The organism is Kosakonia sp. CCTCC M2018092 (assembly GCF_003864115.1).
In the GTDB taxonomy this organism is placed as follows: Bacteria; Pseudomonadota; Gammaproteobacteria; order Enterobacterales; family Enterobacteriaceae; genus Kosakonia; species Kosakonia cowanii.
On record NZ_CP034225.1, the window covers coordinates 2,678,014 to 2,700,974 of the forward strand.

At 54.1% G+C, this 22,961-nt stretch carries 26 protein-coding genes and 1 other annotated feature; of the genes, 8 read left to right on the top strand and 18 right to left on the bottom strand.

What is annotated here, in order from left to right; all coding sequences use genetic code 11:
- The first annotated feature begins 183 nt into the window (after nt 1-183).
- The 3 genes from EH164_RS12750 to hemP all read left to right on the top strand — a co-directional run bounded on the left by EH164_RS12750 (nt 184) and on the right by hemP (nt 2,537).
- Nucleotides 184-1,017 (top strand): pyruvate, water dikinase regulatory protein, encoded by an 834-nt coding sequence (locus tag EH164_RS12750; protein WP_023481661.1) that lies wholly within the window; start codon nt 184-186, stop codon nt 1,015-1,017.
- A gap of 151 nt (nt 1,018-1,168) precedes the next feature.
- Entirely contained in the window at nt 1,169-2,215 is a 1,047-nt protein-coding gene (gene aroH / locus EH164_RS12755) for a 3-deoxy-7-phosphoheptulonate synthase AroH (protein ID WP_124968481.1), read from the top strand.
- A 142-nt stretch (nt 2,216-2,357) separates the two neighbouring features.
- On the top strand, nt 2,358-2,537 hold the full coding sequence (gene hemP / locus EH164_RS12760; RefSeq protein ID WP_124968482.1) for a hemin uptake protein HemP: 180 nt from the start codon (nt 2,358-2,360) through the stop codon (nt 2,535-2,537).
- Nucleotide 2,538: 1 nt separating this feature from the next.
- Here hemP and selO read toward each other — a convergent pair whose 3' ends face one another.
- From selO to fumD, 15 genes are all read right to left on the bottom strand, one after another.
- Entirely contained in the window at nt 2,539-3,981 is a 1,443-nt protein-coding gene (selO, locus tag EH164_RS12765) for a protein adenylyltransferase SelO (protein ID WP_124968483.1), read from the bottom strand.
- A gap of 62 nt (nt 3,982-4,043) precedes the next feature.
- Nucleotides 4,044-4,757: an EAL domain-containing protein gene (locus tag EH164_RS12770; protein WP_034814005.1), complete on the bottom strand. Its 714-nt coding sequence runs from the start codon at nt 4,755-4,757 to the stop codon at nt 4,044-4,046.
- Nucleotides 4,758-5,072: 315 nt separating this feature from the next.
- Nucleotides 5,073-5,537, bottom strand: a complete 465-nt coding sequence (locus EH164_RS12775) for an NlpC/P60 family protein (protein WP_124968484.1) — start codon at nt 5,535-5,537, stop codon at nt 5,073-5,075.
- Nucleotides 5,538-5,615: 78 nt separating this feature from the next.
- Nucleotides 5,616-6,365 (bottom strand): vitamin B12 ABC transporter ATP-binding protein BtuD, encoded by a 750-nt coding sequence (gene btuD, locus EH164_RS12780; protein ID WP_124968485.1) that lies wholly within the window; start codon nt 6,363-6,365, stop codon nt 5,616-5,618.
- Complete coding sequence (locus EH164_RS12785; protein WP_124968486.1) at nt 6,365-6,916, bottom strand: glutathione peroxidase; 552 nt, start codon at nt 6,914-6,916, stop codon at nt 6,365-6,367. The genes btuD and EH164_RS12785 overlap by 1 nt, the downstream gene beginning before the upstream one ends.
- A 34-nt stretch (nt 6,917-6,950) precedes the next feature.
- Nucleotides 6,951-7,931 (bottom strand): vitamin B12 ABC transporter permease BtuC, encoded by a 981-nt coding sequence (gene btuC, locus EH164_RS12790; protein WP_124971436.1) that lies wholly within the window; start codon nt 7,929-7,931, stop codon nt 6,951-6,953.
- 104 nt (nt 7,932-8,035) lie between these two features.
- Nucleotides 8,036-8,335, bottom strand: a complete 300-nt coding sequence (ihfA, locus tag EH164_RS12795; protein WP_006820203.1) for an integration host factor subunit alpha — start codon at nt 8,333-8,335, stop codon at nt 8,036-8,038.
- A 4-nt stretch (nt 8,336-8,339) separates the two neighbouring features.
- A complete protein-coding gene (gene pheT / locus EH164_RS12800; RefSeq protein WP_124968487.1) occupies nt 8,340-10,727 on the bottom strand; it encodes a phenylalanine--tRNA ligase subunit beta in 2,388 nt (795 codons plus the stop codon).
- 14 nt (nt 10,728-10,741) lie between these two features.
- Complete coding sequence (pheS, locus tag EH164_RS12805) at nt 10,742-11,725, bottom strand: phenylalanine--tRNA ligase subunit alpha (protein WP_023481633.1); 984 nt, start codon at nt 11,723-11,725, stop codon at nt 10,742-10,744.
- A 40-nt stretch (nt 11,726-11,765) separates the two neighbouring features.
- Nucleotides 11,766-11,890 (bottom strand) — a sequence feature (Phe leader region).
- Nucleotides 11,841-11,885, bottom strand: coding sequence for a pheST operon leader peptide PheM (pheM, locus tag EH164_RS22590; protein WP_001386830.1), 45 nt, complete (start codon nt 11,883-11,885; stop codon nt 11,841-11,843). It overlaps the preceding feature by 45 nt.
- Before the next feature lie 119 nt (nt 11,891-12,009).
- Nucleotides 12,010-12,366: a 50S ribosomal protein L20 gene (gene rplT / locus EH164_RS12810; protein ID WP_007374646.1), complete on the bottom strand. Its 357-nt coding sequence runs from the start codon at nt 12,364-12,366 to the stop codon at nt 12,010-12,012.
- Between the two features lie 45 nt (nt 12,367-12,411).
- Nucleotides 12,412-12,609: a 50S ribosomal protein L35 gene (rpmI, locus tag EH164_RS12815; RefSeq protein ID WP_001124225.1), complete on the bottom strand. Its 198-nt coding sequence runs from the start codon at nt 12,607-12,609 to the stop codon at nt 12,412-12,414.
- A gap of 92 nt (nt 12,610-12,701) precedes the next feature.
- Nucleotides 12,702-13,244, bottom strand: coding sequence for a translation initiation factor IF-3 (gene infC / locus EH164_RS12820; protein ID WP_071789579.1), 543 nt, complete (start codon nt 13,242-13,244; stop codon nt 12,702-12,704).
- Between the two features lie 3 nt (nt 13,245-13,247).
- Nucleotides 13,248-15,176: a threonine--tRNA ligase gene (gene thrS / locus EH164_RS12825; protein ID WP_124968489.1), complete on the bottom strand. Its 1,929-nt coding sequence runs from the start codon at nt 15,174-15,176 to the stop codon at nt 13,248-13,250.
- A gap of 549 nt (nt 15,177-15,725) precedes the next feature.
- Entirely contained in the window at nt 15,726-15,938 is a 213-nt protein-coding gene (fumD, locus tag EH164_RS12830; protein WP_023481640.1) for a fumarate hydratase FumD, read from the bottom strand.
- A gap of 227 nt (nt 15,939-16,165) precedes the next feature.
- Here fumD and EH164_RS12835 point away from each other — a divergent pair, with 227 nt between their 5' ends.
- On the top strand, nt 16,166-17,611 hold the full coding sequence (locus EH164_RS12835) for a flagellin (protein WP_124968490.1): 1,446 nt from the start codon (nt 16,166-16,168) through the stop codon (nt 17,609-17,611).
- A gap of 163 nt (nt 17,612-17,774) precedes the next feature.
- On the opposite strand, the gene EH164_RS12840 is transcribed toward EH164_RS12835, so the two are convergent.
- Entirely contained in the window at nt 17,775-17,978 is a 204-nt protein-coding gene (locus EH164_RS12840; RefSeq protein WP_023481611.1) for a hypothetical protein, read from the bottom strand.
- Nucleotides 17,979-18,223: 245 nt separating this feature from the next.
- Nucleotides 18,224-18,979 (bottom strand): YdiY family protein, encoded by a 756-nt coding sequence (locus tag EH164_RS12845; protein WP_023481849.1) that lies wholly within the window; start codon nt 18,977-18,979, stop codon nt 18,224-18,226.
- Nucleotides 18,980-19,265: 286 nt separating this feature from the next.
- Here EH164_RS12845 and pfkB point away from each other — a divergent pair, with 286 nt between their 5' ends.
- From pfkB to EH164_RS12860, 3 genes are all read left to right on the top strand, one after another.
- Nucleotides 19,266-20,198, top strand: a complete 933-nt coding sequence (gene pfkB / locus EH164_RS12850) for a 6-phosphofructokinase II (protein ID WP_124968491.1) — start codon at nt 19,266-19,268, stop codon at nt 20,196-20,198.
- A gap of 84 nt (nt 20,199-20,282) precedes the next feature.
- Complete coding sequence (gene ghoS / locus EH164_RS12855) at nt 20,283-20,573, top strand: type V toxin-antitoxin system endoribonuclease antitoxin GhoS (RefSeq protein WP_124968492.1); 291 nt, start codon at nt 20,283-20,285, stop codon at nt 20,571-20,573.
- Nucleotides 20,574-20,678: 105 nt separating this feature from the next.
- The gene (locus tag EH164_RS12860) at nt 20,679-21,539 is read left to right on the top strand and encodes a fructosamine kinase family protein (protein ID WP_124968493.1); all 861 of its coding nucleotides are present in this window, start codon (nt 20,679-20,681) and stop codon (nt 21,537-21,539) included.
- Between the two features lie 50 nt (nt 21,540-21,589).
- Here EH164_RS12860 and EH164_RS12865 read toward each other — a convergent pair whose 3' ends face one another.
- The gene (locus EH164_RS12865; protein ID WP_023481664.1) at nt 21,590-22,126 is read right to left on the bottom strand and encodes a YniB family protein; all 537 of its coding nucleotides are present in this window, start codon (nt 22,124-22,126) and stop codon (nt 21,590-21,592) included.
- A 146-nt stretch (nt 22,127-22,272) separates the two neighbouring features.
- Here EH164_RS12865 and hxpB point away from each other — a divergent pair, with 146 nt between their 5' ends.
- Nucleotides 22,273-22,941 (top strand): hexitol phosphatase HxpB, encoded by a 669-nt coding sequence (gene hxpB / locus EH164_RS12870; RefSeq protein WP_124968494.1) that lies wholly within the window; start codon nt 22,273-22,275, stop codon nt 22,939-22,941.
- Nucleotides 22,942-22,961: the final 20 nt, after the last annotated feature.

Here is a 22,961-nt window from a genome sequence, read left to right on the forward strand (position 1 = left end):
CGACCAGGTTAATTCTCACTACCCCGGCGCTTCGTGCACTTCTCGATGCTAAAAAATGAACCGTACAGTTCATTAAAAATAAAAACACTATTTCATTTTAAAATGAGATAAAGGTTATACGCAGCAACAGGTTTTTTAATTTAAGCTTTCAGATAATTGCGCATCACATTCAGGATGGGATTAATGGACAACGCAGTCGATCGTCACGTATTTTATATTTCCGATGGAACCGCTATCACCGCTGAAGTATTAGGCCATGCGGTGATGTCGCAATTTCCGGTTGCCGTCAGCAGCATCACCCTGCCTTTTGTTGAAACCGAGAGTCGCGCCCGCGCGGTCAAGGAGCAGATAGATGCGCTCTACCAGCAAACTGGTAACCGCCCGCTGGTCTTTTACTCGATTGTGCTGCCGGAAATACGCGCCATTATTTTGCAAAGCGAGGGTTTTTGTCAGGATATCGTGCAGGCGCTGGTGGCCCCGTTGCAGCAGGAATTAAAACTCGATCCGACGCCGATTGCCCATCGTACTCATGGCCTGACGCCGGGAAATTTGACCAAGTATGACGCGCGTATCGCCGCCATTGATTACACGCTGGCGCACGATGATGGTATTTCGTTGCGTAACCTCGACCAGGCGCAGGTGATTCTGCTCGGCGTCTCCCGCTGCGGTAAAACACCCACCAGCCTCTATCTGGCGATGCAGTTTGGTATTCGCGCCGCGAACTACCCCTTTATTGCGGATGATATGGATAATCTCGGGCTGCCTGCCGCGCTCAAGCCGTTGCAGCATAAACTCTTTGGTCTGACCATTAATCCTGAACGCCTTGCCGCCATCCGCGAAGAGCGCCGTGAGAACAGCCGCTATGCGTCATTACGCCAGTGCCGTATGGAAGTGGCCGAAGTGGAAGCGCTTTACCGCCGCCATCAAATCCCCTGCCTTAACAGCACCAACTACTCCGTGGAGGAGATCGCCACCAAGATGCTCGACATGATGGGATTAAGCCGCCGCATGTACTAATAAGCTAGTACATGAATGCATTCTGCGCTATCATGCTTCCCACTGATGTGTTGCGCCCCGTAGCGGGCTTGTTTTCAGCCGCGATTGGTTTATGGTGAGCGCATCACTTCCGGCACCTTTGCCGCTGAAGCCCCTAATTTCGAGATCTTTAATGAACAAAACAGATGAACTTCGCACCGCGCGTATTGATAGCCTGGTGACGCCTGCGGCGCTGGCGCAGCGCTATCCTGTCAGCCCGGAGGTCGCCGCACATGTAACGGCTTCCCGGCGGCGTATCGAAAAAATCCTTAATGGTGAAGATCGCCGCCTGCTGGTGGTTATCGGCCCCTGCTCTATTCACGATCTGGATGCGGCGATGGAGTACGCCCGGCGTTTGCAAGCTTTGCGCACGCAGCACGAAGCGCAGTTAGAGATTGTGATGCGCACCTATTTTGAAAAGCCGCGCACGGTGGTTGGCTGGAAGGGGTTGATCTCCGATCCCGATCTAAACGGCAGCTATCGCGTGAATCACGGTATCGAACTGGCGCGCAGGCTGCTGTTGCAGGTCAACGAACTGGGTGTGCCGACCGCCACCGAATTTCTTGATATGGTGACCGGCCAGTTTATTGCCGATCTGATTAGCTGGGGTGCCATCGGCGCGCGCACCACCGAAAGCCAGATCCACCGCGAAATGGCCTCGGCGCTCTCCTGCCCGGTGGGCTTTAAGAACGGCACAGATGGCAATACCCGTATCGCCGTCGATGCGATCCGCGCCTCGCGCGCCAGCCATATGTTCCTGTCACCGGATAAAGATGGCCAGATGACCGTCTACCAGACCAGCGGGAACCCGTGGGGCCATATCATTATGCGCGGCGGCAAGCAGCCGAACTTTTACCCGCAGGATATCGCCAACGCCTGCGGCACGTTGCGCGAGTTTGATCTGCCCGAGCAACTGGTGGTTGATTTCAGCCACGGCAACTGTCAGAAGCAGCATCGCCGCCAGCTTGAAGTGTGTGATGAGATCTGTGCGCAAATTCGCAACGGTTCAACGGCTATTGCCGGGGTGATGGCGGAGAGTTTCCTGAAAGAGGGAACGCAAAAAATCGTTGCCGGGCAGCCGCTGATCTATGGTCAGTCGATCACCGACCCGTGCCTTGGCTGGGATGACAGCGTCCTGCTGCTGGAGAAACTGGCCGCCGCCGTCGCCACGCGCGGCTAACCCGCGACTCTGCGATGCTTGCAGAGGTTACCTACAGATTTTAGGGGGATCGGCGCGATCTCCCTGAAACGCACTTGCCTCACTGCGCGGTTTATCGATAATAATTCTCATTGTTGATTTACCGTTAAGCGCGATTTTGCCTATGGATAGCCCCGCCACGCCCACCAGCCCGCACGAAAAACCGGATCAGATTCAGGCCGATGATCGGCACATCACCAGCCAGGCGCTGCTCGGCGAACAGCGCCGTGTTGTGATTGAGCATAACGGGCAGCGCTATTTGCTGCGCGAAACCCATGCCGGCAAGCTGATCCTCACCAAATAAACTAGCTCGAGCAGCTCACTTCCAGCCGTTTGCCCCAGTCCGGCGGACGGCGGGCATAATCATCGCTGCGATCGCTAAAGGGCTGGCGCAGGATCTCATGCAGCCTTTCCAGCTCTGCCATATCGCCCTGCTCCGCCGCATCGATGGCGCGCTGCGCCAGCCAGTTGCGCAACACCACCGCCGGGTTAACGCTCTGCATCTGCTGCTGCCGTTGCGCATCGTCAATCCCCTCCTGCTGGAGGCGCTGGCGATAGGTGGCGAACCAGTTATCAAACGCGCCGCGATCGATAAACTCATCGCGCAGCGGCGAGGCCGCGCTCTGCTGCTCGGTGTGGCTTAGCATGCGGAAGGTTCGCGTATAGTCGCTTCCCTCCCGCGCCATCAGCGCAAACAGCGCGTTGAGGATCTCGTTATCCCCCTCTTGCGGCACAAACAGGCCGAGCTTGCTGCGCATCAGGCTGCCATACTCGGTCAACAGCTCTGTCTGATACTCATCCAGCGCCGCGTTTAGGGCATCGACGGCAATAAACGGCGACAGGGACTGCGCCAGGCGTTGCAGGTTCCACTGCGCGACCACCGGCTGATTTTCAAAACTGTAGCGTCCCTGGTAGTCAGAGTGGTTACAGATAAACGCCGGGTTGTAGTCGTCGAGAAAACCATAGGGCCCGTAATCCATCGTTAAGCCGAGGATCGACATATTGTCGGTGTTCATCACGCCGTGGGCAAAACCGACCGCCTGCCAGCGGGCAATCATCACGGCAGTACGCCGTACCACATCGCGGAACCATGCGACGTAGCGGTCAGGCTCCTCCTGCAGATGGGGCCAGTGATGGCGAATGACAAAATCGGCCAGCTCGCGCACTTTTTCAGGCTGACGACGATAGTAGAAGTGTTCGAAATGGCCGAAACGGACATGGCTTTCCGCGATACGCATCAGCATCGCCCCCTGCTCGCGGGTCTCGCGCATCACCGGCGTGTCGCTGGTGACAATGCTTAACGCACGGGTGGTGGGAATGCCGAGATAGTGCATCGCTTCTGAAGCAAGACTTTCACGAATGGTCGAGCGCAGCACCGCGCGGCCATCGCCCATGCGCGAGTACGGCGTCAGCCCGGCGCCTTTAAGGTGCCAGTCGCGGGTTGAGCCATCCGCCAGCTGCTGTTCGCCGAGCAGAATGCCGCGCCCATCGCCCAGTTGCCCGGCCCAGACACCGAACTGATGCCCGCTGTAGACCTGCGCCAGCGGCGACATGCCGGGCAGCAACGTTTCGCCGCCCCAGACGCCAGCGCCGGATTCAGGGTGAAAGAGCGCCTCGGGTACGCCGAGGGTTTCTGCCAGCGGGGCATTGCGCCAGATAAGGCGTGCGTTGCTGAGCGGAGTGGGCGTTAACGCGGTGTAGTAATCTGGCAGTTCATCACGCCAGCGAGTGGTAAAAGTCAGGGTCATAGATCCTCCAGCCTTTTAGTGTAGTGCCTAATGCGGTGTTTAAACACCGGGCAACACAAGGGCTATGGGTGGATCAATGACGTCAGCTGCGCGGGGCTAACCGCTGGCCAGAGTGCGCCTTGCATAGCGCTGAACTGAAACGCCCTTGCGCGCTTCAGCGACGGCTCATCATCAATGCCGGCAATCATCACCGCATCGCAATAGGGTTCGACCTGCGAAATGATGGCGCGCATAAAGGGTTCGAAGGCAAGCGTAGATAAACGTTGGTGAATAAAGTTTTTATCCAGCATGACCCTTTTAAACAGCCCGTCAAATACCGCTCTGGTTGACGCAGCGCCAACGCCGAAATTCCATAGCACCAGCGGATATTGTTTCGCCAATAGAGACAGAATTTTGTTCTCTTTTCCGCTATTGAGATCTGGATAATTCTCATTGATGGCTAATTCAAGGCACGGGAATTTTCTTACCTGTGCCGCCAGGGTGTCATCCGTCAGTAATTGCTCGGCAATTTCCGGAGAAATATTAATCCAGGCGGTAAGATGATGCTGAATTAAAAAGAGCTGGCAGACTTCAATTAGAGCAAGTTGCTCAGTAAACAGCGTCACTTTTTCAGCGACCGTCAGGCGTGGCAAGACCAGCTCTGTCGGGGCGCGGACGGTGCTGTCCTTTCCAACAAAGTTAACGATAATTTCGACACCCTGAAGCATTCCGTTACCGTCTCTTGCCGGTAGTAATAAAAGCTCAGAGCGATAGCTGTAATCGAGTGAAACTATCATTTTGCCAGCCCCGCATTATGGGTTAAATCCGGCGTTAACAAACCTGTCTGACGATATTCCATATTTACTGATTTTAATGAGATTGGCTTCATTTTTTTCCCGTTCTATTTTTCTACCCTCCCCTCCGTTGTTATTCGTTTGCTCCCGCATTCTCCTGCCCCCTGGCGGTGAGTCGCGGACAATCATAATTAATTTGAAAAAAGCGAATTAGTGGAAACGTCCTGGTTTATATGAAAATGTTCCGCCGCCAGAAACAAAAAAGGGAGGCCTGCATTACGCGCGCTCCCTTTTTTTGCACCCTCTGTCGATGTCACGTCAGATACGTCGCGCCTGCCAAAAATTTTTGCGCCAGTAGACATTATCCAGCGAAGAGCGCATCACGCCCCGGCTGGTTGAAGCATGAATAAAGGCGTTATCGGTGTCGTAGATGCCAACATGCAGCCCGCTCTCACCGGAGCCGGTTTTGAAGAACACCAGATCGCCAGGCAACAGATCCTCTTTATCGATCTCGGTACCGAGCTTCGCCTGTTGACGCGTTTCGCGCGGCAGCTGCAACGCGAATTTGTCGCGGAACGTCATCATCACAAAGCCAGAGCAGTCGACGCCTGAGCGCGCCATGCCGCCATAGCGATAGGGCGTGCCGCGCCATTCGCTTAGCTGATCGTTCAGATTGGCAATCACCGTAATGGAGTCCGACAGCATTGGGTTCGGCGGTGGCGCGCGGTGAGAACTACATCCTGCAAGGAAAAGCGCCGTCGCCAGTAAAAACCAGATACGCATTCTGCAATACGCCTCGTTATCTCTTTTTATCGGATTAATCTACAGTGGGAGCGCGCGCTGTGGCAAGTCACCATTGCGTCACACGGCCGGGATCAGCATTCGGTGGCCTTCCACCTCAACCTGCTGGAAAGCCATGCCGTAGGCGTCAGCCAGATGCGCTGGCGTCATCACCTGCGCTTTTGTGCCGCTCGCCAGTAGCTTTCCCTCACGTAATAGCCAGACCTGATGGGCCTGGCGCAGCGTATGATTGAGATCGTGGCTGCTCATTACCACCGTAATGCCTGCGCTTACCAGTTCACCAATCACCCCATCCAGCGCCGCCTGCTGCGCCACATCGAGGCTGTTCATTGGCTCATCCAGCAGCAACAGCTGTCCGCGGTCGTTGCCCTGCGGGTGGATCTGCAAAATCACCGCCGCCAGGCGCACCCGTTGCCATTCGCCGCCGGAGAGCTGGTTGGTTGCCCGCGCCAGCTTATTGTGCAGGCCAAGCTGACCGGCAATGTGCGTCAGCAGGGCGTGCTGGCTTTTGTCAGGCTGATGCAGCGACAGGTAGTGCCACACCGGCATCGCAAAGGATGCACTCTGCTGTTGTGCGAGGAAGGCGCGATGCCGGGCCAGCGCCGTTGCTGACCACTGCTCAAGCAGTTGTCCGCCAAAGGTAACCTTACCCGGCCCGCTGGACAGCCCGGCGATGCGCATCAAAAGCGTGCTCTTCCCTGCCCCGTTCGGCCCGACAAGATGCACGATCTGCCCGTGGGGAAGTGACACGCTCATCGGCTCCAGCCTGCCCGGCTCAGCAACCTCCTGTAGCTGCATCAGCATCGACATTACTTCGAGACGGCCTGCTTAATGGCGTTGACCAGCAGCGGATCGTCCGGCGTCATATCGGGTGAAAAGCGCTGAATAACCTGGCCATCGCGGCCAATCAGGAACTTTTCGAAGTTCCACAAAATATCGCCCGGTGCCTGCGGTGCGCGGCCTTTGCTGACCATGCGCTCATAAAATTCGCTGTCTGCCGGGGCAAGTGCGGTTGGCGCCGCAGCAATCAGTTTTTCATAGAGCGGATGGCGCGCGTCGCCATTGACGTCGATCTTGCTGAAAAGCGGAAAGGTGACGCCATAGGTGGTGCTACAGAAGGTTTTGATCTCCTCTTCCGAGCCCGGCTCCTGCCCGAGGAACTGGTTGCACGGGAAGCCCAGCACGCTAAAACCTTCCCCTTCCCACGCTTTCTGCAGGTTTTCCAGCTGCTCGTACTGCGGCGTCAGGCCACATTTTGACGCGACGTTAACCACTAAAAGCACTTTGCCGCGCCAGGCGCTGAGCGAACCCTTTTCGCCATCAATGGTGGTGACTTCGGTATCCAGAATATTCTGTTGCATAACATCCCCTTAATGAATGTGATGAGTGACGGGCTTAGCGCCCGACCCTCAATAATAGCCAGATAAACACCGGCGCACCTAGTGTCGATGTTACAACGCCTATCGGCAGTTCTGCGGCGCTGAGCGCGAGGCGCGAGACAATATCCGCAAACAGCAATGCGACCGCGCCCGCCAGTGCGCAACCCGGGAGCAGAACGCGATGATCGCTTAAGCCACATAAGCGCAAAATATGTGGGATAACGAGCCCGATAAAGCCGATAGCCCCGGCAATCGCCACGCTGACGCCCACCATCCAGCCGGTGGCTGCCACCAGCAGATTACGCCATAACCAGAGCGGCAGCCCCAACTGACGGGCTGAGATTTCACCCAGCGCTAACACGTTCAGCGCCGTGGATTGCAGGCAGATCCACACCATTACCGGCAGGAGTGCGGCCATCAGCCAGCCCTGCTGCCAGTCGACGCCGCTAAAGCCACCCATCATCCAGTACATCAGCTGACGTAAATCAAGCGAGGTGGAGAAGTAGACCGCCCAGGTCATTAAAGCGGTGCAAATAATGCCGAGTGCCACACCGGCAAGCAGTAAGCGACTCGTGGAAAGATGGCGGCGCGCAAAACGCAGCAGGATAAGCGTCACCGTCAGCGCACCGGCAATAGCGCAGAGACCGAGCGCCCAGCCGGGCATCATGCCGCCGCCGAGAAATACCGCCGCAACCAGGCCTACGCCCGCGCCGCTCGAGACGCCAAGCAGCCCTGGCTCTGCCAGCGGGTTTTCAAATAAAGCCTGCATGGTGGCTCCGCACAGCGCCAGTGCGGCACCGACCAGCAGCACGGCAAGAGTGCGCGGTAAGCGTATCTGCCAGACAAAAAGCTCACCCTCAGGGGTGAACCAGCGATCGGGGCCTATCCAGTGCTCGCCTGCGCAAAGGCTCAAGGTCAGCGCAAGCAGTAAAAGCAGCGCTAGCGCGACGAGCCAGCGGCGATTGTGGTGCTGTTGAAGGTGGGCATATGCCAGCATGGTTTCACGTTTACTCATCAGCCAGGTGACTGATTCTAAGAGGGATAGCGAATGCTGAAAAGAAAAAAGGCCGCGAGGCGGCCTTTTTGGTTAGTGCAAAAAAATCATTCAGCTTTGGGCGAAGCGTTTTCAACGCGGCTCTTTAACTTCTGGCCGGGTCTGAAGGTCACCACGCGCCGTGCTGTAATGGGAATATCTTCGCCGGTTTTTGGGTTACGGCCCGGACGTTGATTCTTGTCACGCAAATCAAAGTTGCCGAAGCCGGAGAGTTTGACCTGCTCACCATTTTCCAGAGCGCGACGGATCTCTTCGAAAAACAGCTCTACCAGCTCTTTTGCGTCCCGCTTGCTAAGCCCAAGCTTATCAAACAGATATTCTGACATTTCAGCTTTTGTAAGCGCCATAGGTTCAATCCCTCAATGATGCCTGGAATCGCTCTTTTAATGCCTCTACACATCTGGCAACGGTAGCGGCAATCTCCTCTTCTTCGAGTGTACGGCCGGTATCCTGAAGGATCAGACTGATGGCAAGGCTTTTCGACCCTTCCACGACGCCCTTACCGCGGTACACGTCAAACAAGTTTACGCCAACTACCTGATTTGCGCCAACTTTCTTACATTCAGCCAAAACATCTGCTGCGGGTACATTTTCATTGACCACAACAGCGATGTCGCGGCGGTTCGCCGGGAAGCGAGAAATCTCCTGAGCCTGAGGCACGGCGCGGTCTGCGAGGGCATTCCACTCCAGTTCAAACACCAGCGTACGGCCGTTCAGATCAAGCTTACGCTCCAGCTCCGGATGTACCACGCCGATAAAGCCAATGCGTTTATCTTTCAGATAAATCGCGGCAGATTGACCCGGATGCAGTGCCGGATTGGTCTCAGCACGGAACTCAATCGCTTCTAACTTACCGGTCAGATCCAACACAGACTCCAGATCGCCTTTCAGATCGAAGAAATCAACGCTGTTTTTTGCCAGGTCCCAGTGCTCTTCATAACGGTTTCCGCAGATAGCGCCCGCCAGCATCACGTCCTGACGGATGCCGAGGTTCGCCTGGGTATCCGGCACGAAACGCAGGCCGGTTTCGAAAATGCGCACACGGCTCTGCTGACGGTTCTGGTTGTAGACAATCGTGCCCAGCAGACCGGTCCACAGTGAGAGACGCATCACCGACATTTCGCTGGAGATCGGGCTTGGCAGCACCAGCGCTTCTTCGCCCGGGTGGATCAACTGCTGCAGTTTCGGATCAACGAAGCTGTAGGTGATCACTTCCTGGTAGCCTTTGTCGTTAAGCATAGTTTTCACTCGCTTAAGGGACAAGTTGGCTTCGCGATGTTCGCCCATCACCAGCCCGGCCTGCACCGGCTCGTCAGGAATATTGTTGTAACCGTAAACACGGGCAACCTCTTCCACCAGGTCCTCTTCGATCTCCATATCGAAACGCCAGCTCGGCGCAACCGCCAGCCACTCATCCTGGCCTGCGGTCACTTCGCAGCCAAGGCGGGTCAGAATATCGCTCACCTGCTCATCAGCAATGTGATGGCCAATCAGGCGATCCAGCTTGCTGCGACGCAGACGGATAGTGGCGCGTTTCGGCAGTGACGCTTCATCAGTAACGTCAATGACCGGGCCCGCTTCACCGCCGCAAATATCCAGCAGCAGGCGCGTAGCACGCTCCATCGCTTTATATTGCAGCTGCGGATCGACGCCGCGCTCGTAGCGGTGAGAAGCATCGGTATGCAGACCGTGACGACGTGCGCGGCCGGTAATGGAGAGCGGGTTGAAGAAGGCGCACTCCAGCAGGACGTTTTGCGTTTCGCTGTTCACACCGGAGTGTTCACCGCCGAAGATACCGCCCATCGCCAGCGCGTTTTTCTGGTCTGCAATCACCAGCGTGTCGGCACTCAGTTTCGCTTCGTTGCCATCAAGCAGCACCAGCGTTTCGCCCTCTTTCGCCATACGCACCACGATGCCGCCTTCGAGGCGATCGCTGTCGAAGGCGTGCATCGGCTGGCCGAGCTCAAGCAGAACGTAGTTAGTGACATCGACAACCGCATCGATTGAACGAATGCCGCAGCGACGCAGCTTCTCTTTCATCCACAGCGGCGTCGGCGCGCTGACGTTGATACCTTTGACCAGGCGGCCCAGGTAACGCGGACAGGCCTCTTTCGCTTCCACAACGATCGGCAGCGTATCGTTAATGGTTGCAGCAACCGGCGCGATTTCTGGCTCGTTCAGCGGGGATTTATTCAGCACCGCAACGTCGCGAGCCACGCCGATAATGCCAAGGCAATCGGCACGGTTTGGCGTAACGCTGATTTCGATGGTGTTATCGTCGAGCTTCAGGTATTCGCGAATATCGGTGCCGATCGGCGCATCTGCCGGCAGTTCAATGATGCCGTTGTGATCGTCGGAAATACCGAGTTCGGAGAAGGAGCAGAGCATCCCTTCGGAGGGTTCGCCGCGCAGTTTCGCCGCTTTGATTTTGAAATCGCCTGGCAGTACCGCGCCGACTGTCGCTACGGCCACTTTCAGCCCGAGACGGCAGTTCGGCGCGCCGCAGACGATATCCAGCAGGCGATCGCCGCCCACATTCACTTTTGTTACGCGCAGCTTGTCAGCGTTCGGGTGCTGAGCGCACTCCATCACTTCGCCAACCACCACGCCATGAAACGCACCGGCGACCGGTTCAACGCCGTCCACTTCCAGGCCGGCCATGGTGATCTGCCCGGAGAGCGCTTCGCTATCAACCGCTGGGTTTACCCATTCGCGTAACCACAGTTCACTGAATTTCATTGTTTCGCCTGCCCTTATTTAAACTGTTTGAGGAAACGCAAATCGTTTTCGAAGAATGCGCGCAGATCTGTCACACCGTAGCGCAGCATGGTGAGACGCTCCATCCCCATGCCAAACGCGAAGCCGGAGTAAATTTCCGGGTCGATGCCAACGTTACGCAGCACATTCGGGTGGACCATGCCACAGCCCAGCACTTCCAGCCATTTACCGTTTTTACCCATCACATCCACTTCGGCGGAGGGTTCGGTGAACGGGAAGTAGGAGGGACGGAAGCGGATTTGCAGATCCTCTTCAAAGAAGTTACGCAGGAAGTCGTGCAGCGTCCCTTTCAGGTTGGTAAAGCTGATGTTTTTATCAACGATCAAGCCTTCCATCTGATGGAACATCGGGGTGTGGGTCTGATCGTAGTCGTTACGGTAGACGCGGCCCGGGGCAATAATGCGAATCGGCGGCTGCTGGTGCTCCATGGTGCGGATCTGCACGCCTGAGGTCTGCGTACGCAGCAGACGCGTAGCGTCGAACCAGAAGGTGTCGTGATCGGCACGCGCCGGGTGGTGGCCCGGAATGTTCAGCGCGTCAAAGTTGTGGTAATCGTCTTCGATCTCCGGCCCGGTGGCGACGGTAAAGCCCAGCTCGCCGAAGAAGCTCTCGATACGATCGATGGTACGGGTCACCGGGTGCAGACCGCCATTTTCGATACGACGGCCCGGCAGGGAGACATCAATGGTCTCAGCGGCGAGGCGGGCATTCAGCGCGGCGCTTTCGAGATCGTTTTTGCGCGCGTTCAGCGCTTGCTGAACCTGCTCTTTCGCTTCATTGATTACCGCTCCGGCAGCCGGGCGCTCTTCTGGCGGCAGCTCACGCAGGGTGGTCATCTGAAGGGTCAGATGCCCTTTCTTACCCAAATATTCGACGCGTACGTTGTCCAGCGCGGCGACATCTGAAGCATCGTTAATGGCTGCCTTCGCACTGGCAACCAGCTCTGCGAGATGTGACATGGTTTTCCTCGTTATATGACGATATTTACACGCGGCAGATACAAAAAAAGCCTCCACAAGGGAGGCTTTCTGGCGCTGTTTTCCGTTTCTTCTTTCACGCGCAAGCCCCCTGGGTTCAGGTGCTAAAGTAAAAAAAGAAGCGGAAAATAGCAGCATTCATGCTTGCATTACCTTAATCGGCTACGTGGCGACGATGGGCTATTGAAAACGCATCACGGCAAAAAGTCAATGTATTGATACTGTTAAAGCAAAAGAGGGAGCCAGGCTCCCTCTCTTAAACTGGCTTACGCCAGAGCTGCTTTCGCTTTTTCAACCAGGGCAGAGAATGCCACTTTGTCGAATACGGCGATGTCAGCCAGGATCTTACGGTCAATTTCAACAGAGGCTTTTTTCAGGCCGTTGATGAATTTGCTGTAAGAAATACCGTTCTGACGTGCTGCTGCGTTGATACGTGCAATCCACAGCTGACGGAACTGACGCTTTTTCTGACGACGGTCACGATAAGCGTACTGACCAGCTTTGATAACAGCCTGGAAGGCAACACGGTAAACGCGTGAACGCGCGCCGTAGTAGCCTTTAGCTTGTTTCAAAATTTTCTTATGACGTGCACGTGCAATCACACCACGTTTTACGCGAGCCATATGCTCTCCTGTATATTCTAATTAAAAAGTTAAAAGGTTAACGACTTATGCGTACGGCAGGCACGCGATGACCAGGCCCAGATCGCCTTTAGAAACCATGGCTTTCGGACGCAGGTGACGTTTACGCTTGGTAGCTTTTTTGGTCAGAATATGACGCAGGTTAGCATGCTTGTGCTTAAAACCACCTTTACCGGTTTTTTTGAAGCGCTTAGCAGCACCGCGTACGGTTTTGATCTTTGGCATTTTTCAATTTCCACTTCGCATTGTTAATAAACGAAACAAAGGCGAACTAAACCCGCGAGCACGAGGCCCACAGGTTTAATTACTTGATGGCCTTACTGTTTCTTCTTAGGAGCAAGCACCATAATCATCTGGCGGCCTTCGATCTTCGTAGGGAAGGATTCGACAACTGCCAGTTCGACCAGATCTTCTTTCACGCGGTTAAGCACTTCCATACCGATCTGTTGGTGGGCCATCTCACGACCGCGGAAACGCAGCGTGATCTTGGCCTTATCGCCCTCTTCAAGAAAGCGAATCAGGCTGCGGAGTTTTACCTGATAGTCGCCTTCATCTGTACCAGGTCGGAATTTGATTTCCTTGACCTGAATAACTTTTTGCTTCTTCTTCTGTTCCTTAGAAGATTTGCTCTTTTCATAGAGGAACTTGCCGTAGTCCATTATACGGCAAACGGGCGGCTCGGCGTTAGGGCTAATTTCGACTAAATCAACCCCGGCTTCTTCAGCTTTTTCCAGAGCTTCTCGCAGACTCACAATACCAAGCTGCTCGCCTTCCAGACCAGTTAAGCGAACTTCCAGGGCGCGGATCTCGCCATTAATACGATTGGGACGCGCCGTTTGAACTCGTTTTCCGCCTTTAATACCTTATTCCTCCAGTTGTTTAAGACTGCGGCTGCGAATCTCTTGTTGCAGCTTCTCGATAACTTCATTTACGTCAAGGCTACCCAGGTCTTTACCGCGACGGGTACGCACAGCAACTTTGCCGGCTTCAACCTCTTTGTCACCACAAACAAGCATATAAGGGACACGACGTAAAGTGTGCTCGCGGATTTTAAAGCCTATCTTCTCGTTTCTCAAGTCTGCTTTTACACGAATGCCCGCATTTTGCAGTTTCTGGGTCAATTCGTTGACATATTCAGACTGTGAATCAGTAATGTTCATGACTACGACCTGCACCGGCGCGAGCCAGGTCGGGAAGAAGCCAGCGAACTCTTCAGTCAGGATGCCGATAAAGCGCTCCAGTGACCCAAGAATTGCGCGGTGAATCATAACTGGAACCTGACGCTCGTTGCTTTCGCCTACATAAGAGGCGTTCAGACGAGCCGGCAGGGAGAAGTCCAGCTGTACCGTTCCGCACTGCCATGCACGATCGAGGCAGTCATAAAGGGTAAATTCAATTTTCGGACCGTAGAATGCGCCTTCACCCAGTTGATATTCAAATGGGATATTGTTCTCTTCCAGCGCAACTGCCAGATCCGCCTCAGCACGATCCCACATCTCGTCACTACCGATACGTTTCTCGGGACGGGTGGAGAGTTTAACAACGATTTTTTCGAAGCCAAACGTGCTGTACATATCGTAGACCATACGGATGCAGGCGTTCACTTCATCGCGAACCTGCTCTTCCGTACAGAAAATGTGCGCATCATCTTGCGTAAAACCGCGCACACGCATCAGACCGTGCAACGCGCCCGAAGGTTCATTACGGTGGCAGCTACCGAACTCCGCCATACGCAGCGGCAGGTCGCGGTAGGATTTCAACCCCTGGTTGAAAATCTGCACATGTCCCGGGCAGTTCATCGGTTTGATGCAGTACTCACGATTCTCTGACGATGTCGTAAACATAGCATCTTTGTAGTTGTCCCAGTGGCCGGTTTTTTCCCACAGCACACGGTCCATCATAAACGGGCCTTTCACTTCCTGGTACTGATACGCTTTCAGCTTAGAGCGTACGAACGTTTCCAGTTCACGGAAAATGGTCCAGCCATCGTTGTGCCAGAAGACCATACCCGGCGCTTCTTCCTGCATATGGTACAGGTCAAGCTGCTTACCGATTTTACGGTGGTCGCGTTTTGCGGCTTCTTCCAGACGCAGCAGATAAGCGTTAAGCGCTTTTTTATCTGCCCATGCGGTACCGTAAATACGCTGCAGCATCTTGTTGTTGCTGTCGCCGCGCCAGTAAGCGCCCGCCGTTTTCATCAGTTTGAAGTGGTGGCAGAAACGCATATTCGGTACGTGCGGACCACGGCACATATCGACGTATTCTTCATGATGATACAAGCCTGGCTTGTCATCATGGGCAATGTTTTCATCAAGAATGGAGACTTTGTAGTTTTCACCGCGTGCGACAAACGTTTCACGCGCTTCCTGCCAGCTCACTTTCTTCTTGATAACGTCATAGTTGGATTCGGCGAGCTCGTGCATACGTTTTTCGAGCGCGTCGATATCTTCCTGAGTCAGGGTGTGGTCGAGATCAACGTCATAATAGAAGCCATTGTCGATAACCGGACCAATCGCCATTTTAGTATGCGGCCACAGCTGCTTGATCGCATGGCCCAACAGATGCGCACAGGAGTGGCGGATAATCTCCAGCCCTTCCTCATCTTTTGCGGTGATGATAGCAAGGCTTGCATCACTGTCGATGATATCTGAAGCATCGACCAGTTCACCGTTGACACGCCCGGCGATGCAGGCTTTCGCCAGACCAGGGCCAATATCAAGCGCAACATCCAGGGGACTTACGGCGTGGTCATAATGGCGTTGACTGCCATCAGGAAGCGTAATTACAGGCATTTCATTTCCTTAATTTGCAGTGGTGCGCCACACGAAAGAGCACATGCAAAATGAGATTTCAAAGATATAACAGCAACTTAGATAAGTTTTCTCGCTTCACTCTGCGGAATATGTATCGAACGGTGATGACCGCACTTTACCCTTACCCGCTGCTGTTAAGTACCCGACAATAGTACACATTTGCACTCGGCGTTGAAAGGGCTAGTGTGACGGGGATCATTTTTGCGCCCTTTTCCGTCGCTATGGAGCAGAGTCGCCATTTAAGCGTGGTTGCGCAACGAAGGTATTATCTGATTTTTCGTTTACATCTTGACACAACAGGGGTAGAAGCAGTCTATTTGGCTTCCCAGCAACCCCTAACCCACTGATAAATCATGGTAATAGTTTATATCTTAGCCATTATTCTGTTGATTGCTATCGTTATTTTTGCCTTCTACAAACACAGCAAAGTGAAATATTCACAAACCCTTCCGGTTTCACCGAGAAAACGACGCTAGGGCTTTCGCTTCTCCCGGGCACGCAGCAATGCGTGCCCTGTTGAAATCCGGCTCAGGCGTCAAAACCAAGGGCACGGATCACCTCTTCCATCGCCGCTTCTGTTAGTTCGCTACGTTTAATTCTCTGATTAGCCAGCATGGTTCTCACCACACCCGCGATAACAATATGCTTAGGCTCCTGCCCCAGGTCACGCATCTCAAGCACCACCTTGCCCACTACCCGGCACATCTCATCGTACAGTGCCGCATCATTTAACTTGCCCATATTGCCCCACTTTTTTCATTAGAAAGCCTTGAGTAACACGCAACCTGTCCTTATACCCGTTGCCCGTAAGTGTGCCACAACACAGCAAATCTATAGTGAAAATGTAAAAGGACTTGTTTTTTATACAGTTGCACAAAGTTAAATTTCCTTATCGATTTACCTTAAAGAAACTCGCTACTGTTGCCGATAAATAGAGCATTCGTGGTTTGAATGATATAGCGACGGTAATGCAAGCGATCAATTACAACGAGATGACGGGATTGAACCTGACGGTTCGCAAAACAACCTCATCGACTCTGCAGGAGTCAATTGAGCGTTTATCGTCAGGCTTACGAATCAATGGCGCAAAAGACGATGCGGCAGGCCAGGCCATTGCTAATCGTATGCGTTCAAACAGTAACGCAGACACCGTGGTTTCCCGCGGGCTTGATGACGCCATCAGCATGGCGCAGACCGCCGATGGCGGCCTGAGTACGATTAGCGAACGGCTGATCCGCGCTAAAAGTCTGGCTATCCAGGCCGGTAACAGTACGCTTTCTGAAAGTGACAGACAAAGTATCCAGAACGAATACAAAAGTATTCTCGATACCATTCAGTCGATTTCCGAAGGCACCGAAATTTTCGGCTCTTATCCCCTGGCAACGGACGCCCCGGAACTTCCACCAGCGCTTATCGGCGATGTTCCGCCGCTGAGTACTAAATTTCCGGTGAGCGGAACGGACTATTCGTTCAGCTCCGGTATCGTCTCGCTGGCCTATATTCCGGCGGGGGCGAAAAATATTGCTATTACCATCGACTCATTGGGCCTTGATGACGACATCCAGCTCTTTACGCGCGACGGTAAACATCTGGCGGGCACGCCAATTAACGGTAGCGATCCGGATTACACCTGGAAAAGCCGCGGCATCACAGATTCAGCGAAGGCGACCAGCCGCGTATTGACCGCATCGAATGGTTTTAAGAGTGGTGCCACTTACGATGACTCGCTGTTGATTGAAGGGGGTTCTTCCTGGGCATTAAATGGCAGTGCAACGCTCTCCTACAACGGTATGACCATCAAATACAGTGGCGATGGCGATCGTTATGAATCCGCTGCGGCCTACAATGACGGCAGCAACGGTTCGAACCGCCTTGAGCGATTAAAGATTGATGACGTTACCGAAGATCTTGTCGTCATGGTCGTCGGTAGCGGCTCTTTTACCAGCAACCTGACCTGGGGCGATCTGCCAAAACCGACCATCACACCGGAAGAGCCGCCTAAGCAGAGCAGGCCGTGGGAAGTGGTGACCAGCGCCACTGTCGGGGATGAGATCAAATCAACGACCATTCCAGCCACGCCCGCAGATGTTAAATCTCTCGGCTTAACCAGCACGGATCTGCTGTCGGAAACCACCGCTGGCATGACGATGGGTAAACTCGACCAGGCGCTGGAGAAAGTGAGCGGGTATCGGGCGCAATATGGCGCTTTTATTAACCGTTTTGAATCAAACAAATCGGTGCTGGCGCAGCAAAGTGTCGCCACGCAGGCGGCAAGAAGCCGGATAGAAGATGCGGATTATGCGCTGGAAGCGAGCAAGATGGCCAAAGCGCAGCTTTTACAGCAGGGCCAGGATGCCGTATTAAAAGTGGCTAACCAGGCGGCGGAGAATATTCTCTCGCTCCTGCGTAGTTGATGGTCTGAGATTTAACGCAACCAGAAATAAGCGTTATTAGCGCACCTTTTGCAAATAAGCTGTCAGAAACAACTCATTCTTAAACCTCTCTTGCCAACTTTAAAAACCGGTACCACACAATCCGGTTTTTAAAATAAGCAGATGAAACGGCTAAGAATAATCTTTATTCCCACTCACCGGCTACCAGCGTATGCGCATTAAAAGCAGCGGCGTTAGAGCCGTTTACTGCATGCGTACCGGGGATCATGTTTGAACCCGCTTCGATGGTGGTGACGTGATTAGTAGATTGTGCAGGCTGTGCCGCGAATACGCTAAAAGAGAGCGCAGAAATAACCAGCGCGGCTGCGGTTGTTTTGATTGTTTTCATGATCAAATTCTCTTGCTTAAATAGATTTAACTGGCCGGGCAGCAAAATGCCCACAGCAAGAATTGTAGATCTGGATCACACTTTTTCCCAGTCAATTTATTTAGCCGTTCGTGTCAAATAAACTGAATATGTTTCTTAAAGAGGAAATGTGGAGAGAAAATGCAGGAGCGGACTTAAATAAAACTAACTGACGAACTGCGCACTTCACGTAAATAAAAACGGGCCGGATAACCCGGCCCGTCCAATTAAATTTTGTAGCCTAAGGTAATCGACGTTCTGCGATCGGTATGATCCGGTGCCGATGACGGCGGCTCAGAGTTCCAGGTCACGTTATAGGCGACCTTCAACGCGAAGTGGGAGTTAATCGCCACGTTCAGCGCGGTTTCGGAGTTGACGGTAGTATCGTCCGCACCAAATACCGAAACGCCCTGGGTAAATTTCGCATTGTCAGAGAACTGCCACGCGTAGGTACCAGACGCATAGCCCAGCGCCGTCGTTTTGGTATCGCCGTTTGTGTACTTGTCATAACGCACACCCGGACCGAATTCGAGACGGAAGCTGTGAACCGGGCCATTCAGGAACTGACGACCATAACCGGCGGTAGCGATGTCACGGGCATGGTAACCGTTGTAGCGATCGGTCAACCAGCTCGCCTGGCCGAACAGGTAGTCGTAGTCAGTCATGTTATAACGGCTACGGCCACCAACAGCATACTTCTCGGAAGAACGTTCGTCGTTAGACGAGGTATTACTGGCGTTGCCCCACAGGGACCAGGCCGTAGAATCGCCATACCATGTCAGGGTAGAGTCGGCCGTCAAAGAGGAACTCTTTGTGTTGCCTGACTGACCGAGATAGCCACCGTTGACATTACCTTCAAACGGTTTTTTCGCGGAGGCGGGGTCATCCATGACAGTAAAAACGGTATCATCTGCGACAGCATTCATCGACGCAAGCACGCCCGCAGCCATAACCAGCGCGGGTACTGTCTTAAAAAGCTTCATTTTTTTAAATCCGTACAGTAAATGAGACCAACACGGTCCCGGAAACTTTCTTATGGATCAATGACCAACGGTCCGCAGAAAGGTAACAAATTATAAAAAGACCGCTTAAACATATCAATGAAATCTTATTTGATTTTTTGAATAAGAGAGATCTCAGAATAATTGTTATAGATTCCGAAATATCACTATAAAAATAATATCGTATTTAAAATCATACTGTTATTTACTTTCCCTTCACTGTAAATGGTGCCAGGCTTACTGCACGCTACGTAACAGGAGGTCAAATATGGTACCGATTTATACGCTTACGCTCGCGCCATCCCTCGATAGCGCGACAATAACGCCGCAAATTTATCCGGAAGGAAAACTCCGTTGCACCTCGCCGGTATTTGAACCGGGCGGCGGCGGCATTAATGTTGCCCGCGCCATTGCCCACCTCGGGGGAAAAGCCACCGCGATTTTTCCGGCGGGCGGCGCAACCGGTGAACACCTGACTGCCCTGCTCGCCGACGAACATGTCCCGACCCTCAGCGTGCAGACCGCCGACTGGACGCGACAAAACCTGCATGTGCACGTTGAGGCGAGCGGCGAGCAGTATCGCTTTGTGATGCCCGGTGCCGCCCTCAGCGAAGATGAGTTCCGCCAGATTGAAGAGAAAGTGCTGACCATAGAGAGCGGCGCGATTCTGGTCATCAGCGGCAGCCTTCCGCCGGGTGTCCAGCTTGAAAAGCTGACGCAGTTGATTACCGTCGCGCAAAAACAGGGGATTCGCTGCATTATCGACAGCTCTGGCGACGCGCTGGCCGCTGCGCTGGAGATTGGCAATATCGAACTGGTCAAACCTAACCAGAAAGAGCTCAGCGCGCTGGTGGGCAGACCGCTCAACCAACCCCATGACGTGCTGCGCGCGGCGCAGGAGATCATTACCAGCGGCAAAGCGCGTCGCGTGGTGGTCTCGCTCGGGCCGCAAGGCGCGCTGGGGGTGGATCGACAGGGCCATGTGCAGGTTGTGCCGCCACCAATGAAAAGCCAGAGCACCGTTGGCGCGGGCGACAGCATGGTCGGTGCCATGACCCTTAAGCTTGCCGAAGATGCTCCGCTCGACGATATGGTGCGCTTTGGCGTCGCGGCTGGCAGCGCGGCCACCATCAATCAGGGCACCCGCCTGTGCGCCAGCGAAGATACGCAGAAAATCTACGACTATCTACGCGGTGCTTAAGCGCAGCGGAATCTGCGGCATCCAGTCGACAAATATTTGTCGCCGACTATGCTAAAAAAATTTGCATTAACAACGAGGTGAAATATGAGTAACGATGGCATCACCCGCTACGTCGTGACGGTGAAATTTCACGATGAGACGTTAACGGACATTAATGAGCTAAATAACCACTTTACACTTGCGGGCTTTCTTATCACCATGGCGGACGACGATGGCAAGGTGCACGATCTCGGCACTAACACCTTCGGCTTGATTAGCGCCTTAAATGAGCAAGAGGTTCATGAGCTTGCCAGCGGCCTGGCGGAAAGTGCCGTCGGGCGAAAAACAGACGTTACGGTTTCCACCTGGGAGACGTGGCGGCAACAAGAGCAATAAGTGCCATCCTGCGCCGTGCGTGCGCCTGGTGTGCGTTAAGTCGAATTTTTTCACAGCTTTAGTGCGCTAACCTAATGATCTGGCTGATTACATGGGAGAAATATCATGTGGCAAGCGATAAGTGGTCTGTTAAGCGAGCAACTGGGTGAAGGCGAAATTGAACAACGCGATGAGCTACCGGGCGGTGAAATTCACGCTGCATGGCGCATACGTTACGCAGGACGCGACTGTTTCGTTAAATGTGATGAACGCGCCCTGCTTCCCATCTTCACTGCCGAAGCCGATCAGTTGGCGCTGCTGGCGCGCAGCAATACGGTAAGGGTGCCTGAGGTGTGGGCAGTCGGCAGCGACCGCGACTACAGCTTCCTGGTGATGGAGTATCTTCACGCCCGCCCGCTTGATGTGCATAGCGCCTTTTTACTGGGTCAGCAGCTTGCCCGGCTCCATCAGTGGAGCGATCAGCCGCAGTTCGGTCTCGACTTCGATAACGATCTCTCCACCACGCCGCAGCCCAACGCATGGCAGCGCCGCTGGTCGACCTTTTTCGCCGAGCAGCGTATCGGCTGGCAGCTTGAGCTGGCAGCGGAGAAAGGGCTACAGTTCGGCAATATCGACGCGATTGTTGAGCATGTTCAGCAGCGTTTAGCTGGCCACCAGCCGCAGGCCTCTTTACTGCATGGCGATCTCTGGTCCGCCAACTGCGCGCTCGGCCCGGACGGCCCCTATATTTACGATCCCGCCTGCTACTGGGGCGACAGGGAGTGCGATCTGGCGATGCTGCCGCTCCATCCGGATCAGCCGCCGCAGATCTACGACGGTTACCAGTCCATCTCCCCGCTCCCGCCCGACTTCCTTGACCGCCAACCGATTTACCAGCTTTACACCCTTTTCAACCGCGCCATTCTCTTCGGCGGTGAACATTTAATGAATGCACAGAAGGCGCTGGATCGGGTATTGGCCGCGTAAAAGTGAAAGGCTAACAAGCCCGATCGCGAATGCCATCGGGCGCTGTAACTTTACAGAAAGCCGAGCAGCTTAAAGAAGAAGTAGCCCGCCACGATAATGATCGCTGGCAGCACGTAAAGCGGGAAAATCTGCAGGAAAATGGTGTGGTTTGGCACGTTAATGCGCGCTTCGATCTGCTCGCGGCTAAGCCCCTCATCGCCTTTGGCTTTTTCGAGGATCAGCTGGTTTTCCACCCCTTCGCGCACAAAGCGCGCCTGGCGGCTCATGCGCGCGCCGGAAGCCTGTAGAGCCAGGCCAACAAAGATCAAGGCGAAGATAATCCAGAAGAGAACGTTCAGGCCCTGCTGAAAATGGGGCGTCGGCGAGTTGTACCAGAAGAGATTGAGGAATGGCGTATTGAACCGCATCATCTCAATCATTACATGGGCAAAATCGAGCATCACGGCGTTAATGCCGGGCTGTTTATCACTATGCTCATACATAAACTTCAGGATCGAAATAACGGTCGAAATAACGGCCGGAATAAAAATCACCCAACCCAGAACGCGTTTCAGTACGGCGATGCGTCCAGCTTGTTGATACGTCATGGATTCCCCTTGTTGTTGACGCACTGTTTGTGCCTTAGTCTACCTGCTGATAACTATTTTCGCCTGATTTTTAAAGACGCCAGGGTGAACGCATTGCCATACTCACTACCTTCACCCTGTTTTATTTCGCTAACCGGAGAGGTGTTATGTCTGCCCCGCGCCAAACAGTTGCAGCAATTTTTGATATGGATGGTTTATTAATTAATTCGGAACCGCTGTGGGATCGCGCCGAACTTGAGGTGATCTCAAGCCTCGGCGTCGACATCTCGCGCCGCGGCGAGCTGCCTGACACGCTGGGCCTGCGCATCGATATGGTGGTTGATTTGTGGTATGCGCAACAGCCGTGGAGCGGCCCGTCCCGCCAGCAAGTGACCGCACAAATTATTGAGCGCGCTATTGCGCTGGTAGAAGCAGAGCGTCCGCTGCTGCCGGGCGTGCGTGAAGCGCTGGCGCTTTGCAAAGCGAACGGTCTGCGCGTTGGGCTGGCCTCCGCATCGCCGCTACATATGCTGGAGAAAGTGCTGGCGATGTTCGACCTGCGTGACAGCTTCGATGCACTGGCCTCCGCCGAAAGCCTGCCTTACAGCAAACCGCACCCGCAGGTTTATCTCGACTGCGCAGCGAAACTCGGTGTCGATCCCTTAGCCTGCGTGGCGCTGGAGGATTCCGTTAACGGGATGATTGCCAGCAAAGCGGCGCGTATGCGTTCGATTGTCGTTCCTGATGAGGAGCATCGCGCCGATCCGCGCTATGTGCTGGCGAACGTCAAACTCGAAAGCTTGCAGCAACTGACTGCCGCCCATCTGCTCGGTTAAAAATGTGCAGGAGCGGTGCA